The sequence below is a fragment of the Paenibacillus sp. FSL E2-0201 genome (assembly GCF_037963325.1).
Taxonomy (GTDB): domain Bacteria; phylum Bacillota; class Bacilli; order Paenibacillales; family Paenibacillaceae; genus Paenibacillus_AQ.
This window is the reverse complement of record NZ_CP150154.1, coordinates 6,366,445-6,386,959: the sequence shown is the minus strand read 5'-3', so window position 1 is coordinate 6,386,959 and position 20,515 is coordinate 6,366,445. Positions and strand designations below refer to the sequence as shown.

The following is a 20,515-nucleotide window of genomic DNA, read 5'->3' as shown; positions in this document are numbered from 1 at the left end:
ACGAAATAGGGCGCCATTTTGAAAATTTATAATACTCGCTATCCATGTTCTTCTCTCTCACGAACTCTTTATAGAGCAATTAACGAAATACGCATGAATGATTTGAAAAAGAGGTAACCAGCTTCCTCAATTCTTCCAATGGTGTAGTGAGCTCTGAGCAGGATTGGAGGTTGGACAACATCCCCTGTATGATTGCTTTGCGTGGGTGCGGTAAGAGAACTTCGCCTTCTAGAATGTTGAGTGATTCCAGCAAATCGGCTGACTCTTCGGGCTCTATACTATCTAATTTACTGACCACAGTCTTCATGTCCTTAATGATCTGAAGTGGATTCTTGCGCTTACTCTCCTCATTCTCCTCCATCCAGCTTGCTAGAATAGTAGAGTTGATGAGAGGCGCCTGCTTACTTGTAAGAAGACCAGCTACAATAATATCTAGTAGATTCATTAGATGATCAGCCATAACGGCAAGGGACAAATGGGTATCCTGACGAAAAATAACCGCAATATATGACTTGATTAGTCCATGACCTACAATACATAAATCTCCGGTATAGGGAACGATGTCTTTTCCATAAAGGGTCTCCATTTTCACCTGAAACCAGCGCAAGAAGGAGGCATTGTTTCTACGTAGCCATTCCGGCACATCAGTATCAAATCCTTTTCCGGCAACTTCCTGAATTTGACGCTGTAAGAACTCCCGTAATTCGTATACATGGCTCAGTAGAATTTCTATTTGATTCCTAAGCTTCTCACGCGGTGTTCTTTGGGTTTCTTGTTCTTCACGCAATAAGGGATCACGAATCATTCGGTAACAGTAGAGAAAAATACTTCGTTCCAGTTCTTCTTTTGATTTGAATACTAGATACAAGCTTCCCTTCGAAATTCCGCATAATTCGGCGATCTCTTGCATGGACGTGGATGAGGAGCCTTTCACAGCGAATAACTGCATGGCGATCTTAATTATCTGCTCTTGTTTGTCCACAGTTTTATCGCTCATTGGGGGGGATAACCTCCTTTCTGACTACTCAGTTCTATAATTGACTAATTGGTCAAAATAATTATATTCGATCCATCCTGTCATTACAAATTTCAGATCAGAAGGGTTACAGTTTTGTTGTAAATAGATTTTTACACAGTAATTGTCTAGGAAGATATAGGTTCTTCATGTAATATATAAATGTGTCATTTTGGTGTTGCTTGTATGAATAAGAAGGTAGGTACAATATGAGAAGAGGACTTCAATCTATAATTATTATTGGGGCTTTCATAGCATTTTATTATTTTGGTTTTGGTATTTTTGGGAGTACTGCTGGAACGATTATTAGTATTTTCTCCACACTGACCGTCATTTCGATTAGTTTGGCTATTTTTATGGAGAACCGTAATCCTTCTACGACAATGTCTTGGATTCTTTTGCTTGCGTTGATCCCGGTGCTAGGTCTAGTCTTCTATTTTTTATTCGGACAGAATGTGTTTAAACGCCGTAAATATGATAAAAAAGCACAACGAGATCTTATGGCCTATGAGCGGATCGAGAATGACGCCTTACGCACGCATCAAGATTGGTCGGTCTTTGATCCCTCTCGCCAAAAACTACTGCTATTATCCAAGACCTTAGCGCGCACTCCGATTTCCTTTGCTTCAGAGACGCGTATACTCACCAATGGTGAAGAGACGTTTGGGACATTACTGCTAGAGCTGCGACAAGCTAAGCACCATATACATATGGAGTATTACATCTTCCGTGCGGATCATATTGGAACGCGTATTCAACAGATTTTGATCGCGAAGGCACGCGCGGGTGTGTCAGTTCGATTCATGTATGATGCAGTAGGTAGCTTTCAGCTTTCCAGAGCCTTTTTGAAAGAGATGGTTGATGCTGGGGTACAGGTGGCTTCATATGGTAATTCCACCTCCTTTTTCTCTAGCCGGGTGAATTACCGGAATCACCGAAAAATTGTCGTCATCGATGGCGATGTCGGGTTCATGGGTGGACTCAATGTGGGGGATGAATACTTAAGCCGCAGCAAAACTTATGGATTCTGGCGCGACACCCATATGTTGATTAGAGGCGAAGCGGTACGGACGATGCAAATCATTTTCTTGCAAGATTGGATGCATACTACGGGTGAAAAAATACTGGAGCAGGATTATCTCACGCCACAGCTACACTTCATGACAGGGGACGGAGCAGTACAGATTATTGCGAGTGGACCGGACAATGAGCGCCGTGCACTCAAAAATATATTCTTCTCCATGATCACTTCTGCTGAGAAATCAGTATGGATTGCCAGCCCTTATTTCATTCCGGACGAGGATATCCTAACTGCGATCCGTGTAGCGGCCATATCCGGTCTAGATGTTCGCTTGTTATTCCCTGCTAAGCCGGATAAATGGATTCCGTTTCTGGCTTCGCACTCCTATTTCCCGGCATTGCTGGAGGCTGGAGTGAAGATTTATGAATACGAGAAGGGCTTTATACACTCTAAGCTTTTAATCGTGGATGGTGAAATAGCGACTATTGGTACGGCAAACATGGACATGCGGAGCTTCCATCTTAACTTTGAGGTTAACGCATTACTGCTTCAGACAGAGAGTGTTACACGAATCGTTGCTGATTTTGAACGGGATTTACTGTCTACCACTCAGATTGTGCATGAGACCTTTATGAATAAACGCATGGTGGTACGTATACTGGAATCTGCCGCCAGATTAATGTCCCCCCTGCTATAACTTCATTACAAGCTAAACCACCGCAGAGAGTGTTGCCTTCTCAACGGTGGTTTTTTTATTTTTTTCGCTTAAAAGGTAGTAAAGCCCAGGTTAGTCTGCAGCCGGAACAGGATGTACTTGAACCAGGTCACATCGCTCTGATAGGCTTCAAAAGGCAAAGTGAATGCATGCCCCTCGTTATTCCACAATCGATTGAAGTAGGCTTCCATTTCTGTGAACAGCGGCTGATCCCGCTTCATAGAAATCCACAGATCATTCTCCAGATTGTAGTCATCTAGATTGCGTGTGGTGAAATTGGTAGAACCGCCAAGAACGATGGAGCTCTCGGTTTGTTTGGCAATAAAGAGCAGCTTCGGATGATATTGCTCTTTGGTTGTATTGTACCAACGAATAGAAATTTCACCGTTCGTGCGTTTGTTCAGATCCATGGCAACCGGACGGTTGGGGATCCCGATTTTATCACGCCCGAAGGCGTTCTGATTTGGATCCAGGATTAGGTTTACCTTAGCCCCGCGTGATGTAGCCTCTACCAACGCATCCAGAATGGCATCGTCAGCAAGATAGAACATCCCCATCCATACGGTATCCCCCTTCCGGGCGGACCTAATGCCTTGCAGCGCATATTTGTATACCTTTCCTTCAGTTAAATAGCGAACTTCTAGAGCTTCCGCTGATGGTAGGTTTTTTTCTTGGGTGAAATTGGGCTTATGAAGTAGCAATGGCCCTGCATCTGAAAGATTGGCTGCTGCCTGCTCGGTCTGGAGAATATCAGCAATAATTGGACCCTGTACCTCCAGAGCAAAATTGGAGTGGTAGGCGCTGGCATCGTGAACATTTCCAGAGGAAATTAGTGCGGTGTTCTCACTAACAATCACTTTACGATGGTTCGCCTTTACATTGAGCAACTTCAGATAAGATCGAGCGGTAATATCCGGTCCACCACTGGCCATAAGATTAGGGATAAAGCCTTTACCGGATTGTCCGAACCATTGGATGAAGGTGCGCCAGAAGGCTGAATATGCAGGTGTAGAATCTCGCAGCGCATTAACATCGGTCATGATGACTCGAATCCCTACGGCCTTCATTTCTTCTAGAAGATGATTGGGCGCTGAGTTGTAGTTAGTATTGACCTCATCGGTGATGAAGACAATCTCCATTTCTGGATAGGTTTGCTTTTGTGAGATTAACTTATCAGTCAGCATTCGACTGACTGGAGGAAATGACTGATCCTTATGGGTATAATCATTGAACAGAAACAGGTCAATGACTAAGAACTCCCTTGACTCCTCGACGATCTGTAGAATTCTCGGAAGAATTTCACTCTCCTGCTTACCTGTGTCCGTCCCGTCTGGATAAGTTAGATCATGCCAGAAGGATACATTATTCACTTTGTATATGGGACTTTCATAGGAAATCCCTGCGGGAAGAGGTTTATGTGTCTGATATATCATTACGCCGATTAACCAGAGAATTAGAATGACGCAAGTCCATATCACTCGTTTGCGGCGTCGTGAAGAGGTGCGTTTTTTTTGATCTAAAGCATGGGTTATATTTTGAATCGTTTGCGGCTGAACGGGTTGTTCACGATCTGATGTCATCGGAAGTTCCTCCTGAAATTATTGCAGAGCACTTCCTTAGGATTGCTATGCTCCGGTGTGTTACCAACCTATTAACACCTAGTGGAGAGAAATGAAGCAGTTTCCGTATCATAACGTCTAATGACATAACACATTGGCTTATGTATAATGAGTGTGAAAGATTTGTATAATGTTTATGATTGCGAATTTGGGCAGTTGCATTAGGGAAAGTGAGTGAGTTCTATCATGTATTCCATCAAACAGGTTGTTGAAATGCTGGATATTCCTTCCGTGACGCTCAGAGCTTGGGAGAATCGGTACCAGGCGGTTACACCTGAACGTACCGAATCCGGGTACAGACTGTATAGCCATGAGAATGTCGAGGATCTGCGCTGGCTGAAGGAACAGACCGAGCAACAAGGGGTAAGCATATCGCATGCTGTTCGAATGCTGAAGGCTCGTAAAGAAAAACAACTGGATGATAGACTTTCAGTCGCAAGCGGAAATACTCAGGATGCTTTTGAGAAAATGAAAGAACAAATATACAATGCACTACATGACTTTCAGGGAGAGCGAGCTAATGCCTTAATTGATTTTGGTTTATCTCTTTATGGTTATGAAGCAATGTTCCATCAGGTACTTGTGCCAATCTTGATACAAGTAGGCGATGCCTGGGAAGCTGGCATAGCAACGGTAGCGCAAGAACATTACACCACGCATATGATCTCCAACCGGTTCTATCAAATATTCCACGTATTCCCCGTTTACTCCCATTTGCCGAAAGTGCTGGCTTTCTGCCCTGCAGGAGAGCATCATCAAGTCGGGCTGTTGTTATTCGCCTTGTTTTTGCGCAAAAACGGAATGGAGGTTATCTACTTAGGAGCAAACACGCCTGAGGAAGGGATCATCTCGATGTTGGAACAACAAAGTCGGGTAGGCTTGATTTGTCTGTCGATTACGGATAAAGATTTGATACCCTTTAGTGAGGAGCTTATAGAGCGGCTAAGAAAGGTATGTCCAGGGGCTAAATTCCTCGTGGGTGGCAAGGGCTATGAAAGAGACCCTTCTTTATCTAAAGCGGATTATGTGATGACAGAACCTGCGGAACACTGGCAAGCGTGGTTTGATCATGTGTTTACAAGTATGAAGATCAAGAAATCCCTCTGATCAAGAAAACAGATATATAAATAGGAGTCTGTACTATCACTTTCGGGTGATATGGCAGGCTCTTTTTTTATTGAAAAAGGAGGGATCCTACAGAGTTATTTACATAGCTGTATAAACACTGTATGATATTTGTATAGTGTTTGTATGATTTTTGTATAATGTTTAATTAACATATAATGCTGTGAAGGAGGGAACGTATGAGCAGAAGAAACACAGCTAGGGTTGCGGTGGTTGGAGGAGGTCCGGGAGGGCTTGCTGCTGCTATGCTCCTAGCTGCTGACGGCTATGATGTCGCAGTTTATGAGAAGCAGGAGGTTGTTGGAGGTCGTTCAGGTGAACTTCGTCTAGGTGATTACCGATTTGATCGTGGAGCTACATTTTTAATGATGCCGCATTTGCTGGAAGAGTTATTTGCCTCCGCTGGTCGATCCCTGAAAGATTATGTGAATTTGAAAGAGCTTGACCCGCTTTATTCGCTTCATTTTGGAGAGACCGTATTTACCCCTTCTACGGATCAAGAGTGGACCGCTGAAGAGATAGAGAAGTTGTTCCCCGGAAACGGTAGTGGATATAAACGATTCATGGCTGAGGAACAAGATAAGCTGGACCGGGTAATTCCGCTGCTGCAACGGCCTTTTCAATCTGTAGGGGACTATGTCAAAAAGGATGTCCTACATGCACTGCCCAAACTGCATGCAACCGACACTGTATATAACAGACTTTCCAAATATTTTGATGATGAACGTCTGAGGTTTGCTTTTGCATTTCAGGCTAAATATTTGGGGATGTCGCCGTGGGAATGTCCGGGTACCTTTACCATTCTTTCTTTTATGGAGCACCGATATGGACTGTATCATCCCATTGGTGGAATTAACCGTGTGCTAACGGCAATGGCAAAGATTATTTCGGAGTACAGTGGAATCGTACATACTTCTTGCGGAGTAAAGCGAGTCTTGGTACAGAACGGGCAGGCGTGTGGTTTATTGCTGGAGAATGGAGAGAAAGTAGAGGCCGATTATGTGGTGCTGGGAGCTGATTTTGGTTCAGCTATGACACAGTTATTCGAGCCCGGTATTCTAAAGCGTTATTCACCAGATAAAATATCGCGTAAGCGGTACTCCTGTTCTACAGCCATGCTCTATTTGGGAGTTGACGGAGCTGTTGAATTGGCTCATCACTCCGTTCATTTCGCTGACGATTATCGGCTTAATGTAGATGAGCTCACACGGCTTGGCAAGCTTTCCGCGGACGCTTCGATATACGTTCATAATCCCTCGGTGCTAGATCCCACGTTGGCCCCAGCAGGCAAATCTTCTCTTTACGTGCTGATGCCAGTGCCCAACCTGACGGCTGATATTAATTGGGAGCAGGAGGGTGAACTGGTCAAGCAAGATATGATGGAGCGTCTGCAGCGTATTCCAGGTCTAGAGAATTTGCCTCAGAGAATAGAGGAGAGTTTGTTCTTCTCGCCAATGGATTGGCGGAACAAGCTGGATGTATATAACGGTGCAACGTTTAATTTGGCTCATAATCTCGGGCAGATGATGTATATGCGGCCTCATAACACCTTTGAAGAGGTGAAGGGAATTTGGTTGGTTGGCGGAGGAACTCATCCCGGAAGTGGTCTTCCGACGATATTTGAATCGGCGAAAATTAGTGTGGCTCTGCTGAAGGAGCAAGACCGTGCAGCTAGATCTAAGGTCGTAGCCACAGGATTCGCCGGAACGGGAGCTTCATTATGAGTCGGGTTGCTATTGTGGGCAGCGGCATAGGCGGTCTTACAGCAGCACTTCTGCTAAGCCAGCGTGGGCAGGAGGTTACGATGTATGAACGTGCACCTCGGGTTGGTGGACGTGTGGCTTTTGAAGAGAATGGCCGTTACCGGATCGATCAAGGACCAACAATTGTACTACTACCGGAGATGCTGCTGAGCATTCTGGAAGAGGGCGGCCTACCACCGGAGAGTCTGGAGTTGCTACGGTGCGATCCTCTCTACCGTGTTCATTTTAAGAGTGGACGTACCTTGACCAAAGTGAATGGAATAGAGGCGCAGGCAGCTGAGATCGAGAGGTGTTTTCCCGGTGAAGGGCAAGGATTCATTAGATTTATGAAAGAGATGTCGGGTCTGTATCCCTTAGGGAAGGCTTCTTTTCTGGAACGGGGCTTCAAGACTCGCAGGGATTTCTTCAACGTAAAGAATTTGAGGTTAATGGTTCGTTTACGCGCCTATAAGAATCTTAGGGCCGCAGTTGGGCACTATTTTCGTAGTGATGAGTTGAAGGATGCCTTCTCGCTTCAGAGTCTATACATTGGTGGAGCACCTTTCCGCACCCCTGGTCTTTATACCATGCTTCCTTATGCAGAGCATGCCTTTGGAGTCTGGATGCTTAAGGGAGGATATGGGGATCTGCCTCGAATCATTGCACGAGAGCTAGAAAGACGCGGAGTGTGCATGCACACAGGTACGGAAGTAGAGTCACTGCTGGTGGATGGTGGCAGATGCCACGGAGTAGTTGTTCGTGGACAAGAGATAGCTTACGATGCTGTGCTCTATAACGGTGATTTTCCACACTTGTCCAATATTTTACCTGAAGTTAAAGGGAGAGAGTACCGTAAAGATTTCATGCCTTCATCAGGTTGTCTGCTCATCTATGTAGGAGTCTCCAAGCAATGGGAGGAGTCGCTGACACACCAGTTTTTTCTTCCTGATTCCTTGAATAAGAGCTTGCGTGATTTATTTGATCGCAAGAGCATCCCTGATAAACCTTCCTATTATGTGTTCAATCCGGTGATGCTCGATGATACGGCGGCTCCTGAAGGAGAAAGTGTACTTTATTTTCTCGTCCCAGTACCTGCCGGTGAAGAGATAGATTGGAATACGGCTGCAGAGCCCTTGGCTTCACAAGTCCTGGCAGACGCCGAAGAGCGCGGTTTTCCTGGGCTTACTGCTCATACGGTCTGGCGAAAAATTCGTACACCGGCTGATGCTGCCAAGGAAGGTTTGTTCGGCGGTGGAAGCTTTGGGATCGCACCCGTGCTGTCACAATCCGGTGTGTTTCGACCTCAGTCTAAGCCCTACAATATTGAAGGTTTATATGCTGCTGGTGCATCTGTGCATCCTGGCGGCGGCGTTCCTATTGTTATGCAGGGCGCAAAATTGGCAGTTCATGAACTGATGAAGGAGATGAACATACATGAATGAACAAGTATTACAGAAATGTGAGGAAATGATCAGAAAGGGTTCTTCTTCGTTTTACAGGGCATTTGATGGCTTGCCTAGTCCGCGACGAGAGGCGGTACATGTAATCTATGCCTTTTGCCGCCTAATAGACGACAGTGTAGATGAGCCAGAGAAATCACCTTATACGATTCATGAGCTCCGAAATCATTTCCGAAACTTAGAGCAAGCAGAGGGGCATTTCATCTGGCCTGCACTACGTTGGTTGCTACATCATTTCCCTCATTTGGATAAACAGCCGTTTCTGCTACAAATGGAAGGTCAGGTAAGCGATCTTTCCTTCACTCATTATGAGACGCTGGAAGAGCTTCTATCTTATTGTTATCTCGTAGCAGGTACCGTAGGAGAGATGCTGCTCCCTGTATTGAGAGAGGACAGAGGCGATGAAGCGCAGGAAGCAGGGATCGCTCTTGGTATTGGTATGCAGATCGTAAATATTATCCGTGATGTGGGTGAAGATCTAGAGCGTGGAAGAAGGTATATACCTTTGGAAATCATGAGAAAGAACGGGTACAGCCAGCAAGAGCTGGAAGACGGAGTGGTTAATGAGTGTTTTGTAGCTGTATTGCAGGATCTTAGAAGAGAGGCACTGCTGTGGTTTGAGAAGGGGCTTAATAATGTGGATACTTATCCCCCGGAGAGTGGGATGGCAGTAGAATTGGCCGCCGCCTTTTATGCAGGTATTCTCGATGATGTAGCCGCAGGCAATTACGATGTATTTCGCAGGCGTGCCTATGTGAGTGATGAGGCTAAGCTTCGGATGTTCCATCGTACCGCTATGCGTTATGCCCCAAGTTTGGGAGGCAAGGGCAGAACGGCGGTGTACTAAATGATCCGAATACTATTCTGGGTATGGTATTTTATTGGAGCACTGTTGTTAATATGGCTTGGCATTCCTGAAAGTTTACAATTTTCGAATGGTCTATTTCTTATTTTTTATGCTGCTTATGCTGCAGATTTAATTTACAAGGGGTTGAAGCAGCCAATAATGTCTGACCAGTCAGTCATAAGAAAGTGCAAGCCTACTATATGGGTCTCGGCTATTCTTATCTGGACCTTAGGTATGTCCGTTGAGTGGATTGGCGTTCATTCTGGAAAGCTGTTTGGTACTTATGATTACTCTGATATTTTAGGTCCGCTGCTATATGGGGTGCCTATTACCTTAGGCTTTGCTTGGATTGCCGTGATATACAATGCTACTTTAATTAGTTACGATTTCGGACTTAGGGGATTACAATTACGGCTGGCAAAAGCACTTCAGATTGGGTTTTGGACTGTACTGCTGGACCTCGTATTGGACCCCGTTGCTCATGCTAGAGGCTTCTGGCATTGGGGTAGCAGTGGAGGATTCTATGGTGTGCCTTGGAGCAATTTCGTCGGATGGTTCATCGTAGGGATGATCTTATCCCTAACGCTAATTAATGTTAAAAGTACTAGTTTGTCTGCTCGTAACGGGACCCGTTTATATCAAGCCATATTAGTTTTATTTGGAACCATTGGTCTGCGTGAAGGCTTACTGCTCTGTGGAGTTATTGCTGTGCTAGGGGCGTTACTTGCTGAAGGGAGCTTGCGTTATGTTGGAAGCCGTCAAACACAAAGGGTTTGATAAGCTGTTCTATCATTACAATCGGCTTTATTTGATTCAGAGACATTTCCGTTATGTTGGGGTCGCTGGACAATTGCAGCCAAAATCTGCGGGAGACAGACCTATTCTATATATTATGAATCATAGTTCTTGGTGGGATGGATTACTGGCTTACCACGCAGCCAGAACCATGACTAGTGGAGAGCACTTTTTCATGATGGAGGAAGAGCAGCTGCGGAAATACGCTTTCTTTCGCAAGCTCGGTGCCTATTCCATTAATCGGCATAACACCAGTGATATCAGTGCTTCGCTCCGTTATACGGCTAGGTTACTACATAAACGAGGGAATATATGGATATATCCAGAAGGGGAAATTCGGCCGCTGGAGCACCGTCCATTAAAGTTGCAGGCAGGGGTAGGGCTAGTACTTCGATTATGTCCAGAAGCACTTGTTGTACCTGTCACGCTTTATCATGGCTTGTTCCGGCATTCCAAACCGGAGGCGACGTTGTTGGCGGGCAATGCTATATCTCATCCGTGGCCTGCTATGGATCGCAACTGTATCACAAAGGAGCTGCAGGACGTGCTTAGAGAGCAATTGGATCATCACCGTTTGATGATGGTTAATAACGGGGGTTATATTCAGGGGGCCTTTACTCCACTCATGAAGCAAGGTAGATCTATTAATGAATGGTTTGATGTTGTGCGACTGCGGGGTAGAGGATGATTGTCTTTCTGCAGATCATTATTGGATGCCTCCTTCTTCAATATTTGTTTGCACTGTGGAATACAGCCCAGCTACCGAAGCTTGGAATATCGAAGTCGAAACATATCACTAAGGGGAGTAAGATTTCTTCTACGGAAGAATGTAATCGATGTGTGTCTGTACTGATACCGGCCCGTGACGAGGCTGACAATATAGGAGATTGCCTTGCTTCCGTGTTGGCCTGCAGAATTACGGGTTGGGACTTGGAAATTATTGTTCTGGATGATCGATCAAGTGACGAAACAGGCAGGATTGCCAGAGCTACAGGAGATGAGCGTGTTAAGGTTATGGCCGGAAGAGAGTTGCCAATTGGCTGGTTAGGCAAGTCTTATGCCTGCAATCAGTTAATGAAGGCAGCCTCTGGTGAGTGGCTGCTGTATCTTGATGCAGATATTCGGCTGAAGCCTGAAGCTTTGGAGAACGCTCTTGCCATGGCTGATGCTCAAGAAGAGGGTCTCATCACGGGATTTGCTTATCAGCAAACAGGTACTTGGCTAGAAAAGCTTGTGGTACCTTTAATGACCTTCACGATCATTTGTCATTTGCCAATACTCCTTGTCCGCACATCCCGCGATCCACGATTCGTAGCAGCGCATGGAGGATTCATGCTAGTTCACAGGAATAGTTATATACGCTGTGGTGGACATGCGGCGATTCGATCTGATCTCGTAGATGATATGGCCTTAGCCCGTGCAGTCAAGAAGGCTGGAGATCAGGTTACACTCGCCGATATTACGGACTATGCAGAAATGAGAATGTATCATAATGCCAGCGAGGTATGGAATGGCTACCGTAAAAATATTTATGCTGGATTGGGTCGCCGCTCTGTTATTCTACTGGGAATGTTAAGTTTGTATACGTTGTTATATGTATTTCCTTTAGCGGCGTTTATTTTCTTCAGTGTGACAGGTCAGGCTGCTGAGGCATCATGGGCGTTGTCGGCTAGTCTGTTAGGCATTGCTATTAAGCGGATTAGTGATGCGTCTGCCAGACAATCAGTATGGTTATGCTTGCTGATTTCTGTAAGTATCCTCTGCTTGGCAGTCATTGCAATTAGTTCTTGGTGGGGCAGTCGTTCGGGTCAAGGCTATGAATGGAAAGGAAGACGTTACTTATGAAATCAAAGGCAGTAATCATCGGTGCGGGATTCGGTGGACTGTCCTGTGCTGTAACCTTAGCCTCAAAAGGCTGGGATGTGACGGTGCTGGAACGCCAACAGAACCCTGGTGGTAAGCTGCAGCGGATTCAGATTGAAGGCTATACCTTTGACAGAGGCCCGAGCACGATAACAATGCCTCATGTATTCCGCTCACTTTATGAGCTTGCTGGTGCCTCCATGGAGGATTATGTTGAAATTTATGAGCTGGAGCCACGTACACGCAATATTTTTGCTGATGGAACTATAGTGGATTTCTCGCGCGACCAAGCGTTTATGAAGGCTCAGATTGCTAAATACAGTTCAAGTGATGCGCTTCGTTATGATGATTTTATGGCTGAAGCTGCTGTGCTCTACCATCTCAGTGAAAAGCAGTTCCTAAATAAATTGCTATTGTCTTGGCGAGATAAAATGTCACTTCCTCTCTTACGGGATTTGCTTCGGGTAAGGCCTTTTTTAAGTCTGCAATCATTGCTGCTGAAATACTTTAGCCATCCTCATACCTTAGCAATGTTAGGTCGTTATGCTACCTACGTCGGATCTTCCCCGTTTCGTTCACCAGCTATTTTCGCCATGCTTGGATATGTGGAAAGTGTAGAAGGAGTTTATGGTGTGCGGGGCGGAACTTACAAGCTGGTCGAAGGTCTTACTGCACTGGCAGAAGGCTTAGGCGTTCGCATCATGAATGGGATTGAGGTTACGAATATTTCCGTGGTAAATGGAGTAGCCAAAGGTGTGGATACAACACATGGCTTCTATCCGGCAAAGACGGTCATTGCCGGAGGCGATGTGCTCAGTGTTAACCGTATGCTTGTCGAGGAGAACAGCCGTCCTTCCATGAGTGATCGCAAAATTGCTGCTTATGAGCCCTCCTTATCGGGTTATGTAACACTTGCAGGCGTTCCCCGTAAATATGAAGCTTTATTACATCACACCGTATTTTTCCCTGAACAGTATGAGACAGAATTCATAGATATTTTTGAACGCAAAATCCCTGCCAAGCAGCCAGCTGTTTATGTGTGCCATTCTGGATATTCAGAGTCAGGTATGGCTCCTGAGGGAGGCAGTAATCTGTTTATTTTGGCTAATGCACCTTATATGAATGAGGCCTGTGATTGGCGGACAGAGACTGCTTCCTATGGTAAAAGAGTACTCTCGGTGCTTGAGGGCCATGGAATTACAGGTTTGGATCAGGGAGCTGTGCTCCAGCATTATACACCACAAAATATCGCAGAGGACACACTGGCGCACAAGGGTGCGATCTATGGGATTTCCTCGAACTCGGTAGAACAGACCTTCTTCAGACCAAGCAACCGTTCAAGCGATGTTAAGGGTCTCTGGTATGTAGGGGGAACCACGCACCCAGGCGGTGGCACACCGATCGTTTCGTTATCGGGAAGGTTAGTCGGTGAGCATATTGCTAATCATGCGTAGAAGCTGATCTGTAGAATAATAGAGATGTGAATTTTAATCGCTAACCTCATATTGTAAATTCAACTGAAGGGATATGTTATAATAAATGCAGTTTAGGATTAGGAGGAACGGAGCATGAATCATACGCCAGAAGAGGCCGTACCATATGATGCGAATAGGCAGTCTGGCGCGGATCATGGCAATGACCTACCGACTGTAGAAGGTTCAGACAAGTCTTTAATGCCTGCATCAAGGACAGGTGAACGCAAAATAGAACATGTACGTCTTTGTCTAAATGAAGAAGTCGGTGGCGTCGGTGTGACTACGGGGTTTGAACATTACCGATTTCGGCATAATGCTCTTCCAGAGCTGAATTTCGATGATATATCATTGCAGACTACGTTCCTGGAACGCGAGCTGCGAACACCGCTGTTGATCAGCTCGATGACAGGCGGCAGTAAAGCAACTGGAGCTATTAATGCTCGGCTGGCGGAGGCAGCGCAGCGTCGAGGGTGGGCGCTGGGTGTTGGTTCTGTCCGAGCAGCAGTGGAGCGCTCTGAGCTAACCGAAACCTTTTATGTACGTGACAAAGCGCCTGATATTCCGGTTATTGCTAATATTGGCGCGGTACAGTTATCTTATGGCTTCGGAGTGGAGGAATGTCGCCGAGCTGTGGATATTGCCGGTGCGGATTTTCTTGTATTGCATCTCAATGGTCTTCAAGAGGTCTTCCAACCGGAAGGGAATACTGGTTTTGCGTCCTTGTTATCTCAGATAGAAAAAGTATGTCGTACACTTGAGGTTCCTGTAGGTGTAAAAGAAGTCGGCTGGGGTATTGACGGTGATACAGCAGGGCGTCTTTATAATGCAGGGGTAGCCTTTGTTGATGTGGCGGGTGCAGGCGGAACATCCTGGAGTCAGGTGGAGAAGTTCCGCAGTGTAGATCCTATACGGCGCGCAGCGGCTGAAGCCTTCGCGGACTGGGGTACTCCAACCGCAGATTGCATTGCAGAGGTACGTGCTGTCTCCCCAAAGGGGGCTTTGATTGGCAGCGGCGGCTTGAAGCATGGCGTGGATGCTGCGAAGGCATTAGCCCTCGGTGCTGATTTAGCAGGCTTTGGACGTAATCTGTTAGGACCGGCAGTAGATTCTGAAGAGGCGCTCGAAGCTGCACTAGCTCAAGTGGAGCTGGAACTTAAGATAGCGATGTTCGGTATCGGTGCTCCCGATTTAGCAACTTTACGTGGGACTTCCCGTTTAATACGTAAATAGAAGGATGTAATAAATATAGAAGTGAGGAAGTGAAAAAGATAATGATTAAACTGGTCCATATGGATGAATCCGCTTTTCAATTTTTCTTAGGTCAAGCTACTCGTGACTATGCGGAAGATAAGATTAAAGCCGGTGCTTGGGATCCTGAAATCGCGATGAAGCTATCTGAGGAAGCCATTTCACAGTCTCTGCCCAAAGGGTTGAACACAGATGGTGCTTATCTATATTCTATAGTAGAGATAAGTAGTGATACTCAGGTTGGATATATCTGGTTTAATGTAAGTGAAGGCCGCGGTGGCCGAGAGGCTTTCATTTATGATTTCTACATTTTTGAACCGTATCAGAGCAAAGGTTATGGCAAGCAGGCTATGATCGCACTTGATGAGGAAGCCCGTGAGATGAATGTCACCAGAATCGGGTTACATGTCTTCGGTCAGAACAATCGTGCATTTGAGCTGTACAAAAAAATGGGATATACCGTAACCGACATTACGATGTCTAAAGATCTATAATGTTATTCATGGAGACCTCGAAGGAGGTCTTTTTTTGTTGCCCTAAAATTTGATGTAAATAATTGTGATAAATATATTTGAATTAGGATTAATAGAAAAATATGATTATTAAATAAATTCCTGAAAATGGATTCGGTTATATGCAATATTGGAAGGGGGATTAAGGTGAGACCAAGGTTTGTATTACCAGCGGCTTTTTCTGTAGCTGCAATACTGTTACTGGTTAGTTGCAACCGTGGGGATTTACCAGGGAAAAAGCAATTGGAGTCGGAGCAAGTTCAGGCAAGTCCGGTTGCGCCGGTAGCCTCTTCAAAGGTAGTGGAAGAACTGCCAGGAGCAGCGGTGTCTCCATTGACAGTGGAACAAAGATTAGAGGATTTTGATTATATGTGGAAGATTATTGAGGAGAACTACCCATTCCTAGAGGTAAATAAGCGTCTCAACGGCGAGGATTGGCTTGCGAACAAAGAGGAGTACCGCAATAAAATTGCAGCAGTGAAGACAGATGATGAGTTTTTTAGACGAATGAGATTCGTACTTAGCAGGTTAAACAATGGGCATACGAATTTTTTATCTAAGGAAGAATATCCATGGTATCTAAACACCTATGTTCAGGCAGGTTTTGGCTATGAGCCTTGGATCAACGTGTTTCAACAGCCAAATGTGTTGGCTCGGTACAACCAGAAACCTTTAGCGGAGCAGCAAAGTCCTAATGAAAGCAATAATGATATAAATAGTGGTGAGGCGGGGAGTCAGACAGGAAAGACTTCCGGCAATGTAAAAAAGGTCATTATAGAGCCTGATCAAATAGCGTATCTAGGCATGCGTAGCTTTGAAGGCAGTCTCATGGAAATGGACAGTTCTGAGATTCGTGATTTTTTAATAGAAGTTAAAGATTATAAGACACTAATTCTAGATATCCGCGGAAATGGCGGAGGAAACAGTAGTTACTGGCGCAATAATATGGTTCCGCTACTGATTAATAAACCTATTACTTATAATACATATTCTCTTTATAGAGGAGGCGAATATGCCGAGGCCTTTATGCAGGCACGCTGGCTGACAGGAGGGTTACTACCTATTGCTAATATTAAAGACGAACAGATGCCAAATATACCGCCAGAAGCGACAACAATGTTTAAGGACTATAACAAAAATGTTGATATTGTAACCCCTTATCAATCTGTGGGATTCAAGGGGGAAATCTATTTGCTGGTAGATAGCTCTGTATATTCGTCCGCGGAAGGATTCGCCGCATTCGCCAAAGGTACCGGATTTGCTATGGTTGTAGGCGGAAGAACAGGGGGTGACGGTCTGGGGACAGATCCGCTAGTAGCTGCATTGCCGAATAGTGGTTATGTATTTAGGTTTTCCCTCCAGATGGGCCTTAACTCTGATGGAAGCTGCAACGAGGAAGTGAAGACGGTCCCTGATGTAGAGGTTGATCCCGATACCTCTAAACCTCTATTGGATCAGCCGGCGATTAAAAAGGTATTGGAACTTGCGGCTTCCCAATGAATGGGTGCGCTTGGATAAGGCTGGATTGACACATCTGCAAGACATCCGGTGTTGCTGGAGAATATGTTCTAATATATAATGGTTTAGATCGTATTACTTATTCGGATGATCAATTTAGCTGAAAATAGGAGTTGTCATATAAATGGCTTTGAAAGCGGGAATCGTCGGTCTTCCTAACGTAGGAAAATCCACATTGTTTAATGCAATAACGCAAGCGGGAGCAGAATCCGCAAACTACCCTTTTTGCACGATTGACCCTAACGTTGGTGTCGTTGAAGTTCCGGACGAACGTCTTGATAAACTGACTGAGCTGGTACAACCTAACAAGACTGTACCTACTGCTTTTGAATTTGTTGATATCGCTGGTCTTGTGCGCGGTGCGAGTAAAGGTGAAGGACTAGGCAACAAGTTCCTAGCTCATATCCGCGAAGTAGACGCTATCGTTCATGTCGTTCGTTGTTTTGAAGATGAGAACGTTACCCACGTGGATGGAAAAGTAAATCCGATCAGCGACATTCAGACCATTAATTTGGAACTGATCCTTGCTGACATTGAGAGCATTGAGAAGCGGATTGAGCGTTCCCGTAAGAACATCAAGGGCGGCGATAAGAAATACGCTCAAGAAGTTGAACTGCTTGAACGTGTCAAAGAAGTGCTCTACGAAGATAAACCTGCACGTAGTATAGAATTGTCCGATGACGAGAAGCTTATTATCCGTGATCTTCATTTGTTAACATTGAAGCCAGTGCTGTATGCAGCGAATGTAAGCGAAGAAGAAGTAGCAAGTGCAGAGGATAATCCTTATGTGCAGCAAGTGCGTGAATTTGCAGCAACTGAGGGTGCTGAAGTTGTTCCGATCAGTGCTAAAGTAGAAGCTGAAATTGCCGAGCTTGAGGGCGAAGATAAAGCGATGTTCCTAGAAGAACTTGGGCTAGAAGAATCTGGTTTGAACCGTTTGATCAAAGCGGCTTACAAGCTGCTAGGCTTGTATACGTATTTCACAGCAGGCGTTCAGGAAGTTCGTGCATGGACCATTCGTAAGGGAACTAAAGCGCCCGGCGCTGCTGGTGTAATTCACACAGATTTTGAACGTGGATTTATCCGTGCTGAGGTAGTGGCTTACGCAGATCTTGTGGCAGCAGGCTCTATGAATGGTGCGAAAGAACGTGGTCAATTGCGTCTTGAAGGTAAAGAATATTTGGTGCAAGACGGCGACGTTATGCATTTCCGTTTCAACGTTTAAGAGGACTGAAGCGTACTAAGGATATGAGGGTCATCTCAGTCGGTAGGGGTATCTACTGCTGGGATGGTCCTTTTTTAAAATATAAGTCATTTATTATGGCATTTACGCGTACAGAACTGTAGCCATTTCACAATATCTTTGGTATAATATAAAGTCGTATATCTATTTTTATGACATATGTTTTAATCGCTTTATTTGCGAATTTGAAATTGAACTAGGAGAGGTGAATTCCCTTGTTGGACCGATTGCAATCCCTGGCGGACCGCTATGAGAAGCTCAGTGAACTGCTTTGTGATCCGGATGTTGCAAACGACAGTAAGAAACTGAGGGATTATTCCAAAGAACAATCAGACCTACAGCCTGCTTTTGAGGCGTATACTGAATATAAGAGTGTAATGGAAGAGCTTGAAGCCGCTAAACAAATGCAAGGCGAAAAGCTTGATGATGAGATGAAGGAAATGGTCAAGATGGAAATTGACGACCTTTCCAAACGTCAGGTAGAGCTGGAAGAGCAAATCCGTGTATTGCTGCTGCCCAAAGACCCGAATGATGATAAGAACGTAATCGTCGAAATTCGTGGTGCAGCGGGTGGAGATGAAGCGGCATTGTTCGCTTCCGACCTTTACCGAATGTACACCCGGTTTGCAGATTCACAAGGCTGGCGCGTGGAGCTAATGGATGTCAATGCGAGTGACCTTGGTGGATTTAAAGAGGTCATCTTCCTTATTAACGGCCGTGGTGCATACAGCAAGCTGAAATACGAAAGTGGTGCGCATCGCGTACAGCGTATCCCAGCAACTGAATCCGGTGGACGTATTCACACCTCTACTTCTACAGTATCGGTGATGCCGGAAGCTGAGGCATTTGAAATTGAAATCCATGATAAAGACATTCGTGTGGATACCTTCTGTTCAAGTGGTGCAGGTGGACAGTCTGTAAATACGACCAAGTCTGCAGTACGTGTAACTCATGTACCTACGGGCATTGTTGCTACTTGTCAGGATGGTAAGTCACAGAACTCCAATAAGGAAAAAGCGCTACAAGTGCTTCGTGCCCGTATCTCTGATATGAAACGGCAGGAAGAAGAAGCGAAGTATGCTGGTGAACGGAAGAGCAAAGTAGGTACGGGTGATCGAAGTGAGCGTATCCGGACGTATAACTTCCCGCAGAGCCGGGTTACAGATCATCGCATTGGCTTGACACTGCACCGTTTGGAGCAGGTTATGAACGGAGAAATCACTGAAATTATTTCGGCTCTTTCAATTGCTGAACAAGCTGATTTGATGGATAGTATGGACAATGGATAATAATGCTTTGAACGATGGCGTATTTGTCATGTCGGAAGTGAAAAGCATCCGGGAAGCCTTTGCGGAGGCTTCTTCTTTTTTGAGCCAGAGCGGTTGTAATGAACCGCAGCGCAGCGCGCAATTGCTACTTGAGCATGTGCTTGGCTTGTCCGGAGCAGCGTATTACATGGTGCTGGCGGATCCTTTTCCAGCTGCGGTTAAAGAAGTGTGGGAGGCGGGAGTTACCCGCCGGAGTAAGGGTGAGCCGGTGCAGTATATTATCGGCGAGCAAGAGTTCTACGGGCGTCCCTTTGAAGTGACGCCTGATGTTCTGATCCCGCGGCCAGAGACGGAGTTACTGGTCGAGGCGATTTTGCGGTACGGCGCGGAGCTGTGGCCGGACGGCATGGTTGCGCTGGGTGAAGCGGCGCAAAAAGAAGGCGCTGCTTCGTTAGCGGCAGCGCAAGATCGTGCGGGCGACGCGGAAAGTGGACGCGCCGCACGGCCGCTGACCGCCGTCGACATCGGCGCCGGCAGCGGAGCGATCTCCGTCACGCTGGCGGCGGAAGCGCCGGCGTGGCGGGTCTGCGCCGGCGATATTTCGCCGGCGGCCCTAGCTGTGGCGAAGCGCAATGCGATGCGCTCCGGCACAGCCGTGGACTTTCGGCTCGGCGATCTGCTCGAGCCGTTCGCGGGGATGGAGACGGATATTCTCGTCTCCAACCCGCCGTACATTCCCGGCGAGGATATCGCCGGGCTGCAGCGTGAGGTGCGCGACCATGAGCCGCGCACTGCGCTGGATGGCGGGGCGGACGGGCTGGACCCGTACCGCCGGATGATGGAGCAGCTGGCGCTGCTCCCGGCACCGCCGCGCCTGATTGGCTTTGAACTCGGCTTCGGACAAGCCGAGCAAGTGGCCGAACTGCTTGTCGCGGCAGGCCATTGGAAAGAGATCATCACCATTAATGATCTGGCTGGAATTCCGCGTCATGTGCTTGGTATAGCACGATAATTCTGCATGCTATGCAGGGGAGTTCTGGTGCTCGGGT

Annotated in this window: 17 protein-coding genes; 15 read left to right on the top strand and 2 right to left on the bottom strand. The window is 46.1% G+C overall.

The genetic code is table 11. The features are described 5' to 3' along the window. Nucleotides 1-79: 79 nt before the first annotated feature. Nucleotides 80-997, bottom strand: coding sequence for a TetR/AcrR family transcriptional regulator (locus NSU15_RS28830; protein WP_076119016.1), 918 nt, complete (start codon nucleotides 995-997; stop codon nucleotides 80-82). Nucleotides 998-1,224: 227 nt separating this feature from the next. On the opposite strand from NSU15_RS28830, the gene cls reads away from it, so the two are divergent. Next, nucleotides 1,225-2,733 carry a cardiolipin synthase gene (gene cls, locus NSU15_RS28825; protein WP_076119018.1) on the top strand — a complete coding sequence of 503 codons (1,509 nt, stop codon included), beginning with the start codon at nucleotides 1,225-1,227 and terminating at the stop codon, nucleotides 2,731-2,733. A 68-nt stretch (nucleotides 2,734-2,801) separates the two neighbouring features. Here cls and NSU15_RS28820 read toward each other — a convergent pair whose 3' ends face one another. Then, nucleotides 2,802-4,331 (bottom strand): phospholipase D family protein, encoded by a 1,530-nt coding sequence (locus NSU15_RS28820; RefSeq protein WP_042131395.1) that lies wholly within the window; start codon nucleotides 4,329-4,331, stop codon nucleotides 2,802-2,804. Nucleotides 4,332-4,556: 225 nt separating this feature from the next. On the opposite strand from NSU15_RS28820, the gene NSU15_RS28815 reads away from it, so the two are divergent. From NSU15_RS28815 to prmC, 14 genes are all read left to right on the top strand, one after another. Beyond that, nucleotides 4,557-5,477: a MerR family transcriptional regulator gene (locus tag NSU15_RS28815; protein WP_042131394.1), complete on the top strand. Its 921-nt coding sequence runs from the start codon at nucleotides 4,557-4,559 to the stop codon at nucleotides 5,475-5,477. 197 nt (nucleotides 5,478-5,674) lie between these two features. Then, nucleotides 5,675-7,219: a phytoene desaturase family protein gene (gene crtI / locus NSU15_RS28810; RefSeq protein ID WP_339288399.1), complete on the top strand. Its 1,545-nt coding sequence runs from the start codon at nucleotides 5,675-5,677 to the stop codon at nucleotides 7,217-7,219. After that, nucleotides 7,216-8,679, top strand: coding sequence for a phytoene desaturase family protein (gene crtI / locus NSU15_RS28805; protein ID WP_339288398.1), 1,464 nt, complete (start codon nucleotides 7,216-7,218; stop codon nucleotides 8,677-8,679). Before crtI (NSU15_RS28810) ends, crtI (NSU15_RS28805) begins: the two co-directional genes overlap by 4 nt. Next, nucleotides 8,672-9,544: a phytoene/squalene synthase family protein gene (locus NSU15_RS28800; RefSeq protein ID WP_042131391.1), complete on the top strand. Its 873-nt coding sequence runs from the start codon at nucleotides 8,672-8,674 to the stop codon at nucleotides 9,542-9,544. Before crtI (NSU15_RS28805) ends, NSU15_RS28800 begins: the two co-directional genes overlap by 8 nt. Further along, nucleotides 9,545-10,321 carry a carotenoid biosynthesis protein gene (locus tag NSU15_RS28795; RefSeq protein ID WP_339288397.1) on the top strand — a complete coding sequence of 259 codons (777 nt, stop codon included), beginning with the start codon at nucleotides 9,545-9,547 and terminating at the stop codon, nucleotides 10,319-10,321. Further along, nucleotides 10,290-11,027 carry a lysophospholipid acyltransferase family protein gene (locus NSU15_RS28790; protein ID WP_042131389.1) on the top strand — a complete coding sequence of 246 codons (738 nt, stop codon included), beginning with the start codon at nucleotides 10,290-10,292 and terminating at the stop codon, nucleotides 11,025-11,027. Before NSU15_RS28795 ends, NSU15_RS28790 begins: the two co-directional genes overlap by 32 nt. Before the next feature lie 152 nt (nucleotides 11,028-11,179). After that, entirely contained in the window at nucleotides 11,180-12,184 is a 1,005-nt protein-coding gene (locus NSU15_RS28785; protein WP_339288395.1) for a glycosyltransferase family 2 protein, read from the top strand. Further along, nucleotides 12,181-13,656 (top strand): phytoene desaturase family protein, encoded by a 1,476-nt coding sequence (gene crtI / locus NSU15_RS28780; protein WP_339288394.1) that lies wholly within the window; start codon nucleotides 12,181-12,183, stop codon nucleotides 13,654-13,656. Before NSU15_RS28785 ends, crtI (NSU15_RS28780) begins: the two co-directional genes overlap by 4 nt. Before the next feature lie 219 nt (nucleotides 13,657-13,875). Beyond that, a complete protein-coding gene (gene fni / locus NSU15_RS28775) occupies nucleotides 13,876-14,907 on the top strand; it encodes a type 2 isopentenyl-diphosphate Delta-isomerase (protein ID WP_339291503.1) in 1,032 nt (343 codons plus the stop codon). 41 nt (nucleotides 14,908-14,948) lie between these two features. Continuing rightward, a complete protein-coding gene (locus NSU15_RS28770; RefSeq protein WP_339288393.1) occupies nucleotides 14,949-15,419 on the top strand; it encodes a GNAT family N-acetyltransferase in 471 nt (156 codons plus the stop codon). Between the two features lie 165 nt (nucleotides 15,420-15,584). Further along, nucleotides 15,585-16,937, top strand: a complete 1,353-nt coding sequence (locus NSU15_RS28765) for a S41 family peptidase (protein WP_339288391.1) — start codon at nucleotides 15,585-15,587, stop codon at nucleotides 16,935-16,937. 142 nt (nucleotides 16,938-17,079) lie between these two features. Then, nucleotides 17,080-18,180: a redox-regulated ATPase YchF gene (gene ychF / locus NSU15_RS28760; RefSeq protein ID WP_042131387.1), complete on the top strand. Its 1,101-nt coding sequence runs from the start codon at nucleotides 17,080-17,082 to the stop codon at nucleotides 18,178-18,180. 233 nt (nucleotides 18,181-18,413) lie between these two features. Beyond that, the gene (prfA, locus tag NSU15_RS28755) at nucleotides 18,414-19,487 is read left to right on the top strand and encodes a peptide chain release factor 1 (protein WP_042192496.1); all 1,074 of its coding nucleotides are present in this window, start codon (nucleotides 18,414-18,416) and stop codon (nucleotides 19,485-19,487) included. Continuing rightward, entirely contained in the window at nucleotides 19,480-20,478 is a 999-nt protein-coding gene (gene prmC / locus NSU15_RS28750) for a peptide chain release factor N(5)-glutamine methyltransferase (RefSeq protein ID WP_339288389.1), read from the top strand. The genes prfA and prmC overlap by 8 nt, the downstream gene beginning before the upstream one ends. Nucleotides 20,479-20,515 lie beyond the last annotated feature (37 nt).